General features: G+C 66.2%; 13 protein-coding genes. 7 read left to right on the top strand and 6 right to left on the bottom strand.

All coding sequences use genetic code 11. The annotated features are described in order from the left end of the window. The first annotated feature begins 20 nt into the window (after positions 1 to 20). Positions 21 to 512, top strand: a complete 492-nt coding sequence (locus tag G453_RS0111140; protein ID WP_027191136.1) for an OmpH family outer membrane protein — start codon at positions 21 to 23, stop codon at positions 510 to 512. A gap of 108 nt (positions 513 to 620) precedes the next feature. On the opposite strand, the gene G453_RS0111135 is transcribed toward G453_RS0111140, so the two are convergent. The 5 genes from G453_RS0111135 to mscL form a co-directional block, all read right to left on the bottom strand. Next, on the bottom strand, positions 621 to 1,469 hold the full coding sequence (locus G453_RS0111135) for a DUF169 domain-containing protein (RefSeq protein ID WP_027191135.1): 849 nt from the start codon (positions 1,467 to 1,469) through the stop codon (positions 621 to 623). Between the two features lie 40 nt (positions 1,470 to 1,509). Continuing rightward, positions 1,510 to 2,949 (bottom strand): sigma-54-dependent transcriptional regulator, encoded by a 1,440-nt coding sequence (locus tag G453_RS0111130; RefSeq protein ID WP_027191134.1) that lies wholly within the window; start codon positions 2,947 to 2,949, stop codon positions 1,510 to 1,512. Next, positions 2,940 to 4,418 (bottom strand): sensor histidine kinase, encoded by a 1,479-nt coding sequence (locus tag G453_RS0111125; protein ID WP_027191133.1) that lies wholly within the window; start codon positions 4,416 to 4,418, stop codon positions 2,940 to 2,942. The genes G453_RS0111130 and G453_RS0111125 overlap by 10 nt, the downstream gene beginning before the upstream one ends. An 87-nt stretch (positions 4,419 to 4,505) precedes the next feature. Beyond that, positions 4,506 to 5,630 (bottom strand): adenine nucleotide alpha hydrolase family protein, encoded by a 1,125-nt coding sequence (locus G453_RS0111120; RefSeq protein ID WP_027191132.1) that lies wholly within the window; start codon positions 5,628 to 5,630, stop codon positions 4,506 to 4,508. Positions 5,631 to 5,721: 91 nt separating this feature from the next. Beyond that, on the bottom strand, positions 5,722 to 6,135 hold the full coding sequence (mscL, locus tag G453_RS0111115) for a large-conductance mechanosensitive channel protein MscL (protein WP_027191131.1): 414 nt from the start codon (positions 6,133 to 6,135) through the stop codon (positions 5,722 to 5,724). A 166-nt stretch (positions 6,136 to 6,301) separates the two neighbouring features. Between mscL and recA the strand changes: the two genes are divergently transcribed. The 3 genes from recA (at position 6,302) to G453_RS0111100 (ending at position 10,736) form a co-directional block, all read left to right on the top strand. Next, positions 6,302 to 7,381: a recombinase RecA gene (gene recA, locus G453_RS0111110; RefSeq protein WP_027191130.1), complete on the top strand. Its 1,080-nt coding sequence runs from the start codon at positions 6,302 to 6,304 to the stop codon at positions 7,379 to 7,381. Between the two features lie 160 nt (positions 7,382 to 7,541). Next, a complete protein-coding gene (alaS, locus tag G453_RS0111105) occupies positions 7,542 to 10,187 on the top strand; it encodes an alanine--tRNA ligase (RefSeq protein WP_027191129.1) in 2,646 nt (881 codons plus the stop codon). A gap of 120 nt (positions 10,188 to 10,307) precedes the next feature. Then, positions 10,308 to 10,736 (top strand): VOC family protein, encoded by a 429-nt coding sequence (locus G453_RS0111100; protein WP_027191128.1) that lies wholly within the window; start codon positions 10,308 to 10,310, stop codon positions 10,734 to 10,736. Between the two features lie 6 nt (positions 10,737 to 10,742). Here G453_RS0111100 and G453_RS0111095 read toward each other — a convergent pair whose 3' ends face one another. Continuing rightward, on the bottom strand, positions 10,743 to 11,042 hold the full coding sequence (locus G453_RS0111095; protein ID WP_027191127.1) for a hypothetical protein: 300 nt from the start codon (positions 11,040 to 11,042) through the stop codon (positions 10,743 to 10,745). Positions 11,043 to 11,782: 740 nt separating this feature from the next. Here G453_RS0111095 and hemL point away from each other — a divergent pair. Genes hemL through cobJ form a run of 3 tightly spaced genes read left to right on the top strand, consistent with a single transcriptional unit; the run spans position 11,783 to position 14,837 of the window. Continuing rightward, a complete protein-coding gene (hemL, locus tag G453_RS0111080; protein ID WP_027191126.1) occupies positions 11,783 to 13,051 on the top strand; it encodes a glutamate-1-semialdehyde 2,1-aminomutase in 1,269 nt (422 codons plus the stop codon). After that, complete coding sequence (locus tag G453_RS0111075; protein ID WP_027191125.1) at positions 13,051 to 14,091, top strand: cobalt-precorrin 5A hydrolase; 1,041 nt, start codon at positions 13,051 to 13,053, stop codon at positions 14,089 to 14,091. Before hemL ends, G453_RS0111075 begins: the two co-directional genes overlap by 1 nt. Further along, entirely contained in the window at positions 13,992 to 14,837 is an 846-nt protein-coding gene (gene cobJ, locus G453_RS0111070) for a precorrin-3B C(17)-methyltransferase (RefSeq protein ID WP_043645443.1), read from the top strand. The genes G453_RS0111075 and cobJ overlap by 100 nt, the downstream gene beginning before the upstream one ends. The last annotated feature ends 8 nt before the right edge of the window (positions 14,838 to 14,845 follow it).

Here is a 14,845-nt window from a genome sequence, read left to right as displayed (position 1 = left end):
CGAATGAGGAGCCCGGAACAATGAAGAAGGTTTTGCTCGCGGTCTGTGTGATGGTGTTGGCGGCGGGAGCCGTTCCTGCGTTCGCAGAATCGAAAATCGCCCTGGTCAACATGCGGGAGGTCCTCTCCAGGTGCGACGCGGGTGCGAAAGCGGTGGGGGAAATGCGCGGCATGTTCTCCGCGAGGCAGCAGAAGCTTAACGAGATGAAGCAGGAGGCCATGGCCTTCCAGGAGCAGCTGAAGGGGAAGGCTCCGGAGAAGTCGCCGAAATCCGCAGAGCTGGAAGCGAAGGTCCGCAAGATTGCCGAGGAAGACGGGCAGCTTCGCAAGGACATCGCCGCCGAGGAGGAAGCCCGCCTCAAGCCAATCGTGGAGAAGGTCACGGGCGTGGTCCGGGCTTACGCGCAGGAGAAGAAGCTTACCGGAGTTCAGGACCGGGCGCTGTTCCTGTATTTCGACCCCGCACTGGACATCACCGAGGAAATCATCAAGCGCGTGAACCAGGCCCAGTAACGCTTTCAGAGTGACGCTCCGTTCAGGGAAACCGGCCTGGACGGAGCGTCCGTTTATCAGCCAGGAGCGCCCGGACGAAGTCTTGCCCGGATCGCCAGGGCTGACGCCTCAGTCTTTCCCGTCTCCCTGCCCTGCCTGTTCCCCCCAGGCGTCGCGGCTTCTGGCGATCTTCTTGCGAACGCCCTGCCAGGTGTCCGTCCTCAGGTAGCTGTCGGGCCAGCGCTCCAGGAAGCGCCCGTACATCTCGTAGGGCACGGTGAAGGTCATCTCGTCGGTTTTCAGGAATTTCCTCTCCGAAGGGTCGAATCCCCCCAGCACGGCCTTGAGCCGTCCCTGCCCCAGGTAATGAAGCGGCCAGGACGTCAGGTAGGAGCAACCGGCTCCGAAAGGCGACATCACGGCCTCGAAGTCGTCCGTCACGAAGCTGGCCAGGAAAACCAGCCCGGACAGGACTTCCGCCCGCCCGAAAAAGGTGACGGTCTCGGGCGTTTCGCCGGGCGCGAACTGGCTCAGGGGCTTGAACACGCAGAAGCGCTTCGGAGCGGGCCTGGGGGCGATCTCCGTGAAGAAGCGCCGCACGGTCTCCGGCGAGCGCAGGTAGCGCTCTCCGTGCACCTGGGTGCCGGGAATGCCCGTGGACACGTAATGGGTGATGAAGTCGAGTTGCGGCTGGTGGAAGCCCAGATAGAAGGAGCCGCCCATGCAGCCGTAGCGTGCGGCCTCGAAATACGCCGCCGTGTTCTTCTTCCTGGCCAGCCAGATGGAGCCGATGACGCAGGAGAATGATCCCCAGACCTCCTGCCAGTTGATGGCCCCGCTCTGTTCGAGCTCCATGGAGAGCGCAGGTCCCGGCTTGGGGGCGAAGCCCGACGGGGGCTCCTGGTCGGTGTAGAACATGCCGAAGGGTTCGCCGTCGTAATCCAGGGCCTCCAGGAATGCGCGCAACGATTCGTCCATGTCTGTGCCTCCCGCTCGCGGGTTGAGGTCTTCAGGACTTTCAGGACAGGGTGTCGCCGATCTTCACCTGGGTCTGCACGGTAAGTCCCAGCTTTTCCATCTTGGCCAGAAGCGTCGGGCGCGACAGCCCCAGGAGCTTCGACGCCTGGGTGCGGTTGCCGCCCGTTATGCGGAGCGCCTCGGCCAGCACCAGGGCGGCGAAGCGGTCCGTGACCTGGCCGAACAGGTCCGGCCCTCCGGCGGCCACGGCCTGGCGCACGTATTCCTCCACGGCCTGCACCGCCTCGGCGCCGATCTCGTGCGGCGCTTCAGGGGAGCGCCCGGCCAGGGCCGCGCGCACGTCGTATTCGCCGATGGCCAGCCCGCGCGAGAAGATGAGCGTCTTCTGGAGCACGTTGGAGAGTTCGCGCACGTTTCCCGGCCAGTCGTGGTCGGCAAGCGCGGCCAGCGCCTGGGGGGTGAGGCCAGGGCTCTGCACGTTCATGGCCGCCGCGTGCAGGCCCAGAAAATGGGTGGCCAGTTGGGGGATGTCCTCCTTGCGCTCGCGCAGCGGCGGCAGCACGATGCGCACCACCTGCAAGCGGTAGTAGAGGTCCTCCCGGAAGCGCCCGTCGGCCATGGCGGCTTCCAGGTCGCGGTTGGTGGCGGCCACGATGCGCACGTCCACGGGGATGGGGCCTTTGCCGCCCAGGCGCTCGATCTGGCGCTCCTGCAAGAGGCGCAAAAGCTTGGCCTGGATGGGCAGCGGCATGTCGCCGATCTCGTCCAGGAAGACCGTGCCGCCCTGGGCCTGCTCGATCTTTCCGGCCCGGCGCTGCGTCGCGCCGGTGAAGGCTCCCTTTTCGTGTCCGAACAGCTCGCTCTCCAGGAGCGTCTCCGGGATGGCCACGCAGTTGACCACCACGAAGGGCCTGGACTTGCGGTCCGAGTAGCTCCACAGGGCGCGCGCGGCCAGCTCCTTGCCGGTGCCGGACTCGCCCTGCACCAGCACGGTGGCGTCCGTGGCGGCCAAGCGTCCCAGTTGCTTGTACACGTCGCGCATGGCGCGGCTCTGGCCCACCAGGGCCACGGCCGGCCCTTCGCCGGGGCTTGGCTGGGCCTTGTGTCCCTTGGCCTGGCGGGACGCGTCCAGGGCCTGGGCGATGAGCCCAAGCATCTCGGGGATGTCGAAGGGCTTCAGGATGTAGTCGAACGCGCCCTTGTTCACGGCCTCGATGGCCGTGTCGGTGTTGCCGTAGGCGGTCATGATGATCACCGGCGTGGCCGGGTCCTTGGCCTTCATGCGGGCCAGGGCCTCAAGGCCCGTCATGCCCGGCATGCGCACGTCCATGACCACCAGGTCGGGGCGGTCGCTCTCCAGGCGGGCGATGCCCTCCTCGCCGTTGGCGGCGGTCAGGGGAACGTGTCCGTCCTGCTCGATGAGCCGGGCGAAGCTGTTGCGCAGGCCCGGATCGTCGTCCACGATGAGAATCAGTGCCACCGCGCGCCTCCCTGGGTCTGCGCGTCGAAGGGCAGGGTGATGGTGAACTTGGCCCCGCCGCCCTTGGCCTGGGTCAGGGACAGGGTCCCGCCATGTTCGGTCACGATGCGCCGCGCGATGGGGAGCCCCAGGCCCGTGCCCTCCTCCTTGGTGGTGTGGAACGGCTCGAACACCCGCTCACGTTCCTGTTCAGGCACGCCCGGCCCGGAGTCGGCCACGGAGATGATCGCCACCCGCCCCATGGGCTCGATGAACCCCTCGCTCTCGGCGATGAACACCTGTCCGGGGCCGTCCAGCGCCTCCATGGAGTTGCTCAAGAGGTTCACCAGCACTTCCTTGAGCTGCTCGGGGTCGATCAGGATGGGGCGCAGGGGGTCTTCGCGCTCCACGGACACGGCCACGCGCTGGGAATCCAGGCGCAGCTGGAGCAGGTTCAGGGCCGCGTCCGTCACGGTGGAGGGGCTCACCCGCGTGAGCGAAAGCTTGGGCGGCTTGGCGTATTCCAGGAAGTTCTGGATGATGAGGTCCAGGTGCTTGATCTCCTGCGAGATCACCTGGAAGTCCTCCTGCTGGTTCTCGCTCAGGGCCAGGGACCGTTGCAGGGAGAAAAGGCGCATCTTCACCGAGGTCAGCGGGTTCCTGATGGAGTGGGCCACGCCCGCGGCCATCTTGCCCACGGTGGCCAGCCGTTCGGTGGCCATGAGGGTGGCCTGGCTCTTCTCCAGCTTGGAGCGGGCCTGCACGGCGCGCTCCAGCAGGCCGTGCATGCGGGTCTCCAGGGCGGCGACTTCGTCCGGGCCGACCAGATCGTCCTCGCCCTGGGCCAGGCGGCGGATGGGGCCGAGAATCTGGCGCGAGATGACCGCCGCCAGGATGAGCCCCAGCAGCAGCGAGACCGGCAGGAAGGCCGTGGCCATGGCGTTCACCAGACGCATGCGCCCGATGCCGTCCTCGCGGTCGCGCTCCAGCCCGCCGCGCAGGGAATCCAGGAACAGCTCGCACTGGGTTATCAGGCCGTCGAAGCGTTTTCGCGCCCCGGCCTGGATGGCGTTCGCCCCGTCCCGGTCGCCCGCGTTCAGGCGCTCCACCACGCGCTCGCGCTCCACGGTGAGGCGCAGGAAGCCTGACTCGATGTCGTTTAAGAGCTTGCGGGCCGCCTCGTCGTCCACGAAGGCGCGCACCTTGTGCAGTTCGCGCTCGAAGGCCGCCTGCTGCTCGGCCAGGCGCGACAGCCAGAGCCGGTCGAAATCCAGCGAGTAGTAGGTGAGGTAGCCGCGCTGGGCGGCCAGGGTGCTCTCCAGGCGCATGGCCGCGTCCAGGGCGTAGACCTGGCGCTCGAACAGGCCGGTGAAGAAGGTCTGCAGGCGCGTCCCGTACCAGAGCATGAACGCTCCGCCCCCCACGGTGGTGGCCATGAGGAGGCCCAGCATCAGGTAGATGCGCAGGCGCAGGGACACGTGCAGCTTCATGGATTGATGGTGCAGCCCTGAGGGGAGGAAGTCAAGCGCGGGCGGGGAGTTGTCCCCTGATTGCGGCTTCCGGGGAACGCGCGGGGGCTAGTACCCGTCGTCCTGCTGCCCCTCGCCGAACATCTCCTTCTTGAGGGGCACAAGCTCCTCCCAAGTGACGTCGGAGAGCCCCATGGCGGAAACGCGCCTGGGCTCCACCATGAGCGCGCGTCCCAGGCGCGAGCTCACCATGTCGTCCACCACCTCGCCGCCAGGGCGTCCGCTGTCGTCCATCCGGTGGATCATCACGGCCACCTCGCCTCCTGCGGCCACGGCCTTGGGCGCGTAGGAGGCCACCAGGGCGGCGGCGTCGGCCAGGGCGGCCTCGTCCCAGAGCGCGCCGGGCATGGGCCGGATGAGCCCCAGCGGGCTCATGTGGTCGCGCACGATGACCAGCGTGTCGCCGGGCCGGGCCAGACGCTCCAGGGCCTCGTTGCCTTCGCGGTTGCGGCCCATGGACAGCCAGTGCGGGCCGCTCCAGAACTGGCGGCCCACGTTGGCCAGGTGGAAGTCGTCGGCGGTGGGGGGCTTGCCGTATTGGAAGAGAAACACATAGCGCTTGGCCGAGTCCATCTCGGTCAGCTTGCAGCCCCCGGCGGACTGCGGAATCTTGGCGATGCCAAGCTCCCGGGCCAGCCGGAACTGGGGTTTCCTGGTGCGTCCGCCGAAGTTGTGCAGGCGCTCGCGGTCCACCAGCCCGATGTCCTCCATGCGGGTGGGGGACAGGTTTTTGGCCGAGAGCGGGCGCAGCAGGACGTCTCGCACGCTGGCCTCGCGGCTTATGATGTCCAGGGCGTCGCGGCGCTGGGACATGGGGCGCTGGCCCTTGACCTCGCCGGTGATGATGAACTTCGCGCCGTACTGCTCCAGCATCAGGCGGCAGCGGCGCAGCATGAGGATCTTGCAGTCCACACAGGGGTTCAGCACCTTGCCCACGCCGTGTTCCGGGCGGGCGAGCATCATGTTCACGTATTCGGGGCCGACGTCCACGGCCTGGATGTCCAGTCCGTAGTCGGCGGACCACTGGGCGATGCGGTCGGGGTGGCCGAAAAAGGGGCTTATGAAGTGCAGGCCCAGCACCGAGAGGCCCTGCGCGGCCACGGTGCGCGCCGCCAGGATGGAATCGAGGCCTCCGGAGAACATGGCCAGGGCGTCGTATTGTTTCGTGGACAGGGTAGGTGTCTCCTTGACGCGAGATGAGGGCGGAGGCGCATCGCTGCGCCGCCCACGGTATTCCTACCAACGAAGGCCGCAAAAGGCGAGACTAGGCCTGCCGTGCCTTGAGGAGGTCGCGGATCTCCGTGAGCAGCACCACGTCCGCAGGCGGAGGCGGCGGCGCGGCAGGCTCCTCGGGCTTTTCCATCCTGCGTTTGAGGGTGTTTATGCCCTTCACGATCAGGAAGATGCAGAACGCGACGATGGTGAAGTCGACCAGCGCCTGGATGAAGTTGCCGTAGTTCAGGGTGGCGCTCTTCATCCCGTCGATGGGGGCGGCGAGGTTGAATTTCAGGCTGGTGAAATCCACGCCGCCGAGCAGCATGCCCACCGGAGGCATGATCACGTCCGCCACCAGCGACGAGACGATCTTTCCGAAGGACGCTCCGATGATCACGCCCACGGCGAGGTCCATGACGTTGCCGCGCATGGCGAATTCCTTGAATTCACGAAGAACGCCCATATGATGCCTCCTGCGAGTTTGCCGGGAACGTATCCCTTCCTGGGTGTCCAGACAAGCTCCTGACGGAAAAATCGTCCAGCAGCGCGCAACAAATGGCCGTTGCCCCGCGCGGGCGCTTTTGCTATGGCCCTTGGGCATTTCACATAAATGATCAAGGATGTGCCTCATGGCCAAGAAATCCGCCGGATCGCCCCAGGACGCGCGCCTGGAGGCCCTCACCACCGCTCTGAGCACCATCGAACGCAAGTACGGCCAAGGCTCCGTGATGCGCCTCGACGAGGAGACCCACGCGGCCATCCCCTCCATACCCACCGGTTCCATCGCCCTGGACCTGGCGCTTGGCATCGGCGGCATCCCCAAGGGGCGCGTGGCCGAGATTTACGGCCCGGAGTCCTCGGGCAAGACCACCCTGGCCCTGCACCTGATCGCAGAAGTGCAGAAGCAGGGCGGCACCGCCGCCTTCATCGACGCCGAGCACGCGCTGGACGTGAACTACGCCAAGCGCCTGGGCGTGAAGACCGACGAGCTGCTCATATCCCAGCCCGACTACGGCGAGCAGGCCCTGGACATCGCCGACCTTCTGGTGCGCTCCGGCGCTGTGGACGTGGTGGTGATCGACTCGGTGGCCGCGCTCATCCCACAGAGCGAGCTTGAGGGCGAGATGGGCGAGACCCAGGTTGGCTCGCAGGCCCGGCTCATGAGCCACGCCCTGCGCAAGCTCACCGGCACCATCCACAAGTCCCACACCTCCGTGGTGTTCATCAACCAGATCCGCATGAAGATCGGCGTGACCGGCTACGGCAGCCCCGAGACCACCACCGGCGGCAACGCGCTGAAGTTCTACGCCTCGGTGCGACTCGACATCCGCCGCATCCAGACCCTGAAGGACAAGGAAGAAGTCTACGGGTCGCGCTGCCGGGTGAAGGTGGTCAAGAACAAGGTGGCCCCGCCGTTCCGCGAGGCCCAGTTCGACATCCTGTACGGCACGGGCATCTCCCGCGAGGGCGAGATCATCGACATGGGCGTGGACGCGGGCATCGTGGACAAGTCCGGCGCGTGGTTCGCCTACGGGACCGAGCGCCTGGGCCAGGGCCGCGAGAACGTGCGGGCCTTCCTGATGGAGCACCCCGAGATGCGCCAGGAGATCGAGGACAAGATCTACGCGCACCTGGGCGTGCGGACGCCCGGCTCCGAGCCTGCGGCCGCCGTTGCCAAGGAAAAGGGCAAGGATAAGGACAAGGACTAACCCAAGCCCCTCCGGGCTTCTGCCTTATGCTTCACGCTCCTTCCCGACATATGCCGGAAACGACGCGAAGCGGAATGAAAGTTTTTGAAGGAGAGCTCGAGAGGAAAACTTTTTCCAAAAAGTTTCCTCTCGAATCTTCGTCTTCAAGGAGAGAGAAACCGTGATCACCGCCACTGAAATCCGCCGCAGATTCCTGGACTATTTCGTCGCCAACGGCCACGCCGAGGTCTCAAGCTCCTCGCTTGTGCCGCGCGAGGACCCATCGCTCCTGTTCACCAACGCGGGCATGGTGCAGTTCAAGAAGGTCTTCCTGGGCCAGGAGAAGCGCGACTACACCCGCGCCGCCACCTCCCAGAAGTGCCTGCGCGTTGGCGGCAAGCACAACGACCTGGAGAACGTGGGCCGCACCGCGCGCCACCACACCTTCTTCGAGATGCTGGGCAACTTCTCCTTCGGCGACTACTTCAAGGAAGAGGCCATCCGCCTGGCCTGGGGCTTTTTGACCGAGGAGATGAAGCTCCCCAAGGACAAGCTCTACGCCACGGTGTTCCGCGACGACGACGAAGCCATCGAGCTCTGGAAGAAGATCGCCAACCAGCCCTCGGAGCGCATCTTCCGCCTGGGCGAGAAGGACAACTTCTGGTCCATGGGCGACACCGGCCCCTGCGGCCCCTGCTCGGAGATCCTGATCGACCAGGGCGAGCACATGTCCTGCGGCCCCAACTGCGGCATCGGCAAGTGCGACTGCGACCGGTTCCTGGAAATCTGGAACCTGGTGTTCATGCAGTACGACCAGATCGAGCCGGGCAACCGCGTGAGCCTGCCCCGGCCCTCCATCGACACCGGCATGGGCCTGGAGCGCATCGCGGGCGTGTGCCAGGGGGTGTACTCCAACTTCGATTCCGACCTGTTCAGCCCGATCATCGCGGCCACGGCGGACCTCGCGGGCGTGAAATACCGCACCGACGAGGAGACCGACACCGCGCTTCGGGTCATCGCGGACCACTCGCGCTCCATGGTATTCCTGATCGCCGACTCCATCCTGCCCTCCAACGAGGGGCGCGGCTACGTGCTGCGCCGCCTGATCCGCCGCGCCTTCCGTTTCGGCCGCCTCATGGGCCTGCGCGATCCCTTCCTGCACCGCGTGGCCCCGGCAGTGGTTGAGGTGATGGGCGTGCAGTACCCCGAGATCGTCGAGGGCATGGACTTCATGACCCGCGTGGTGCGCGAGGAGGAAGAGCGCTTCTCCACCACCCTGGACAAGGGCCTGGACATCCTCGAAGAGGAAATGGCCGCATCCAGAAAGAACAACGTGGCCGTCATCTCTGGCGAGGCCGCCTTCAAGCTGTACGACACCTACGGCTTCCCCCTGGACATCATCACCGACGTGGCGGGCAAGCAGGGCTTCTCCGTGGACGAAGAGGGCTACACGTCCTGCATGGCCGAGCAGAAGGCGCGGGCCAAGAAGGCCTGGAAGGGCTCTGGCGAGTCCGACATCGCCGGGCAGTTCAAGAAGCTTCTGGAAACGGGCGTGAAGTCGCGCTTCGTGGGCTACGACACCCTGGAGGCCGAGTCGCGCGTGATCGGGCTCATGGGCGAGGACGGCCTGCCGCGCGAGCGGCTGGTGCAGGGCGAGGGCGGCTACGCCGTGTTTGCGTCCACGCCCTTCTACGGCGAGTCCGGCGGACAGGCGGGCGACCGGGGCAGCGTGGAGACCATGACCGGCTCCGCCGACGTGCTGGAGACGCTCAAACCCGCAAGCGAGCTGACCACACATCAGGTGTTCGTCAACGAGGGCGAGCTGCTGCTGGACCAGGAAGCCAAGCTCATCGTCAACGAAGAGCTGCGCATGGCCTCGGCCCGCAACCACACCACCACCCACCTGCTGCAGGCGGCGCTTCGCAAGGTGCTGGGCGACCACGTGAAGCAGGCCGGATCGCTGGTGACGCCTGAGCGCTTGCGCTTCGACTTCACCCACATTTCCCAGATCACCCCCGAGGAGTTGGCGCGCATCGAGGACGAGGTCAACCAGGCCATCCTGGCGGACATCGGCGTCACCCGGGAGGTCATGGCTTATGCGCAGGCCCAGGCCAAGGGGGCCACGGCCCTGTTCGGCGAGAAGTACGGCGACGAGGTCTGCGTGGTGGAAGTGCCGGGCGTCTCCTCCGAGCTGTGCGGCGGCACGCACCTGCGCGCCACCGGTCAGGCGGGCGGGTTCGCGATACTCAGCGAGACCGGCGTGGCCGCTGGCGTGCGCCGCATCGAGGCCGCCACCGGCTGGAACATGTTCAGCCAGTTCCAGGCCGCGCGCCAGGAGCTGAATGAAGTTGCCGACCTGCTGCGCGCCAAGCCCGGCGAACTGGCCGAGCGCCTGAAGGCCCTCCAGGCCCAGGTGAAGAGCCTCACCAAGGACAAGGAGCAGCTCCAGGGCAAGCTGGCCTCGGGCCAGGGCCGCGACCTGATGGACTCCGTGGAGGAGATCGCCGGGGTCAAGGTGCTCACCGCCCAGGTGGACGGAGCCACCATGAAGTCGCTGCGCGACACCATGGACGACGTGAGGAGCAAGATGCCCTCCGGCGTGGCCTGCCTGTGCGGCGCGGGCGAGGACGGCAAGGTGGCGCTGATCCTGTACGTCAGCAAGGACCTGCACGGAAAGTTCACGGCCCAGACCCTCATCAAGGACGTGGCCGCCCTGGTGGGCGGCTCCGGCGGCGGCAGGCCGGACCTGGCACAGGCCGGCGGCACGGACCCGGCGGGCGTGGCTGCGGCGCTTGAGAAGGTCAAGGAGCTGGTGGCGAAGGCGTAGAGCGCCCTCCGCTGCCGCGATCATAACGACAACGACTCGCGGGCGTTTCGGTTACGCCGTCAGGCTCATCCGAAACGCCCGCTTTTTTCCTCTCCAGAACGCAACGCGAAGGAGCTCCCCATGCCCATCCAATCCCTGGCCCCCAACCTGATGGTTGAAGACGTGAACCGCTCGGCGGATTTCTGGTGCGGCCTTCTGGGCTTTGGCTTCGCCGGCTCCGTGGACACGGAGCACGACTTCCACAAGGAGCGCCACACCCCGGAAGAGGGCAAGCCTGCCCTTATCTGGGCGCAGTTCATCGTCGGTAAGGCCGAGGTGATGGTGCAGCGGCGCGACAGCCTCACGGAGGAGCTTCCCCTGTTCAAGGACAAGCCCACCGGGGCCACCGCCACCGTCTACCTGGGCGTGGACAACCTGGACGAACTGCACGCGCGCCTGAAGGACGCCGTCCCCACGGTGCGCCCGCTGCAAACGGCCTTCTACGGCATGCGCGAGTGGTACATCCAGGACCCCGACGGCTACGTGGTCTGCCTGGCGCAGCCTGCGTGAGCGCCTCTAGAACTTATTTGTTCCCCAGGTCCAATCATCGCTTACCGTAATGAAGAGTTTGCCCTTAACTCCGCATTTCTTCATGCATGCTAGGGCTTTACTGCGCATGTCTTCTTTGACTGTTTTAATGTCCACTCCATCGAATTGTCCTGCGGCAGTGGTATTTGGCAGTTTATTCTCTTCGTTGCCCAGGATGTTTGCCGTGGTATCGAGTAGTCCAATTTTCTTAAGGCATTCCTTGACACACTGATAATCTTCGGAGTCTGCTTGATGAAGATCGTACGTGACAACAACTAAAAAACTCATATGAACCTCCATTTTTTTTGAAGATACTATTCTTGGCGTTGTATTTCAACATGAATATCGCTTGGGGCGCCATGGCTGGCAGGGTGCCGAACCTGGCCTGGCGCCATGTCAGTGTTTATTTGGCGTGAAACAATATTTTAAAAAGATATAGCTTCTGCGGTTGGTGCGCGCATGCTTTGTTAAGCTATCTCGTCAGCCGGTGCATCTCGGCGACATCCCCTATGGGGAATTTTCTCGAGCTGGCCCAGAACTGGCTCGGCTTGGATGTCGGTGTGTCACCCCGGCGCATGAGGGAGACCGTGTGGGGCGAGCGTTGTGTCACTGGCGACATGGCACAGTGCCTAGCCCGCAATTTTGCAATCTTCGGTGTAGGGCTCCAGATGAATTACGACCTGGATATGGGGATTGTCTTGGGAACGCATCGTACGCGAAGTCTTGTCTGCGACATTCCTGCTAGGCCCGTCCGGGCCTGACTCATCATCCCACGGTGCGCCCGCTGCAGACGGCCTTCTACGGCATGCGCGAGTGGTACATCCAGGACCCGGACGGCTACGTGGTCTGCCTGGCGCAGCCTGCCTAGCGTCGCCTTGTTATCTCGGAACGCCTGAGAGACTCCCGTGGCGGGCGGACGCGCAAGGCGTCCGTCCGTGCGTATTCGCCGTCTGACGCCCGCCGCACTTGCCCGCGCCGCCGCCTCCGGGTATGGACGTTTCTCCCATCTTATCGAAGGAGAAGCGTGCATGTCCCTGTCCTCGACTCTCTACGCCAAGGCCCAGTCCATCATTCCCGGCGGGGTCAACTCGCCCATCCGCGCCTGCAAGGCCGTGGAATCCGAACCGCTCTTCATCGCCAGCGCCATGGGCTCCAAGCTCTATGACGTGGACGGCAGGCAGTACGTGGACTACGTGATGAGCTGGGGCCCCATGCTGCTCGGCCACGCCAACCCCCGCGTGCACGAGGCCGCCAAGGCCGCACTCGACGCCGGGGCCAGCTTCGGCGCGCCCTGCCCCGCCGAGGTGGACCTGGCCCAGAAGATCGTGGACCTGATGCCCTCCATCGAGATGGTGCGCATGGTCAACTCCGGCACCGAAGCCACCATGAGCGCCCTGCGACTGGCCAGGGGCTTCACGGGCCGCGACTACGTCATCAAGTTCGACGGCTGCTACCACGGCCACGCCGATGCCTTCCTGGCCGCCGCCGGATCGGGCGTGGAGGTGCAGGCCGCGCCCGGCACGCCGGGCGTCCCTGCGGCCACCGTGGCCCACACCATCGTGCTGCCCTACAACAATCTGGACGCCGTGAAGGAAGCCTTCCGCCAGAAGGGCAAGGACATCGCGGCCATCATCGTGGAGCCCGCCCCCGGCAACATGGGGCTGGTGCTGCCTGGCCCCGGCTATCTGGAAGGCCTTCGCGCCGTGTGCGACGAGTACGGCGCGCTGCTCATCTTCGACGAGGTCATCACCGGGTTCCGCTGGAGCCTGGGCGGCGCGCAGGCCCGCTACGGCGTGCGCCCGGACCTGACTACGCTGGGCAAGATCATCGGCGCGGGCTTCCCCGTGGGAGCCTACGGCGGCCGCCGCGACGTGATGGAGAAGCTCTCCCCATGCGGCCCGGTGTTCCAGGCCGGGACGCTCTCGGGCAACCCCGTGGCCATGGCCGCAGGGCTCGCCAACCTGCGCGAACTGGAGCAGCGCGACTACGCCGCCCTGGAGAAGCGCACCGGGGAGCTCGCGCGCGAGTTCGCGGACATCGTGCGCTCCAAGGGCGTGCCCGTGCAGCTGAACCACGTGGCCTCGGCCTTCACCATGTACTTCACGGAGCAGCCCGTGAACGACATGGCCGCCGCGCGCACCTCCAACGGCAAGATCTACACCGCCATCTACAAGCAGATGCGCGAGCAGGGCGTGTACCTGGCGTCGCTTGCCTACGAGTGCACCTTCACCTCCTTCGCGCACAGCGAGGCCGACTACGAGCTGACCCTGAACGCGGCCCGGAATCTGAAATTCTGATGACCGGACGGGTCGCGGTCTACGCCTTGACTCCCCAGGGGGCGCGGCTGGGCCGCGCCCTGGCCCGCGAACTTAACGGAGCTTTGGGGGCGGAGCTCTATCTGCCGCGCAAGCTGGCAGATCCAGGTGAGAAGGCCTTCGATTCGCTGCCAATGCTCGTGGCGGACACTTTCCACACGTATGCCGGGCACGTGTTCGTGGCCGCCATAGGCATCGTGGTGCGCGCCGTGGCCCCGCACCTGCTGGGAAAGTCCCGCGACCCCGCCGTGGTTGCCCTGGACCAGGATGGACGCCACGTGGTGAGCCTCCTCTCCGGGCATCTGGGCGGAGCCAACGAGCTGGCCCGGCGCGTGGCCCAGGTGACGGGCGGCACGCCGGTGATCACCACGGCCACGGACACGGCGGGGCTGCCCTCGCTTGATATGCTGGCGCGCGACTCGGGGCTTGCCATTGAGAACCTGGACGCGGTGAAGACCGTGAACGGGGGCCTCCTGGCCGGGCAGGTGGTGCAGGTGTTCGATCCGGAAGGGCATCTGGCGATCCCGCCGGAGCACGGCGCGCGCTTCGAGTGGGTGGCCGCGCCGCACCTCCTGGAGCCGGAACGCCCGGCAGTGGCCGTCAGCTGGCGGGAGGTTTCCGTGCCTTCCGGCACCCTGATCCTGCGGCCCCGCGTGGTGGTGGCCGGGGTGGGCTGCCGCAAGGGCGCGGGAGCGGCTGAGGTCGTGTCGCTCCTGCACGAAATCTTCGCGGCAAAAGCCGTGGCCTTGAAAAGCCTGGCCCTGCTGGCCAGCATCGACGTCAAACGCGACGAGCCGGGCCTCCTGGAGGCCGCGCGCGAACTCGGCGTGGACATACAGTTCTATCCGGCAGAGCGGCTGGCCGGGGTGAAGACCCCGAACCCGTCGCCCATGCCGCTCAAACATGTGGGAGTTGAAAGCGTATGCGAGGCAGCCGCCCTGCTGGCGGCCGGGACCACCCGGCTTCTCGTTCCGAAGATGAAATCGAAAACCGTCACGGCGGCGCTGGCCCTGGCAAGCTGACCGTCATCGGCCTCGGCCCCGGCGATCCGGCCCTGACCGCGCCCCTGGCCGTCCAGGCCCTGGCGGATGCAGGCGTGGTGGTCGGGTATTCCACCTATCTGGACCTTATCCCAGCCCAGCTGCTGGCGGGCAAGCAGGTCGTCTCCACGGGCATGATGGGCGAGGTGGCCCGCTGCAACGCGGCCATCGACGCCGCACTGGCGGGGGGCGACACAGTGGTGGTCTCCAGTGGCGATGCAGGCGTGTACGGCATGGCCGGACTTGTGCTGGAGCTTCTGGAGACGCGCGGGTTGCTGGAGGCCGTGGAGTTCGAGGTGGTTCCGGGCATCCCTGCGGTGATGGGCGCGGCCGCGCTCCTGGGCGCGCCGCTCACGCACGATTTCGCCTGCGTGAGCCTCTCTGACCTGCTCACGCCATGGGAACGTATCGAGAAGCGCCTGGACGCCGCCGCCGGAGCGGACTTCGTGCTGGCGCTGTACAACCCGCGCTCCAAACGCCGCTCGGGCCTTCTGGAGAAGGCCCTGGCCATCATTTCACGCCACCGCGCACCGGAAACCCCGGTGGGCGTGGTGCGACAGGCCTGGCGCGAGGGGCAGTCCGTGCAGGTGGGGACGCTCGAATCCACCGACCCCGAGAGCGTGGACATGCTCACCATCGTGGTGGTGGGCAACTCCCAGACGCGCATCGCGGGCGGGCGGATGCTGACCCCGCGCGGCTACGCCGGAAAGTACGGCCTGGGCGGGTAGAAGAGGAA

It is taken from the genome of Fundidesulfovibrio putealis DSM 16056 (assembly GCF_000429325.1).
In the GTDB taxonomy this organism is placed as follows: Bacteria; Desulfobacterota; Desulfovibrionia; order Desulfovibrionales; family Desulfovibrionaceae; genus Fundidesulfovibrio; species Fundidesulfovibrio putealis.
This window is presented reverse-complemented; position numbering and strand designations above follow the sequence as displayed.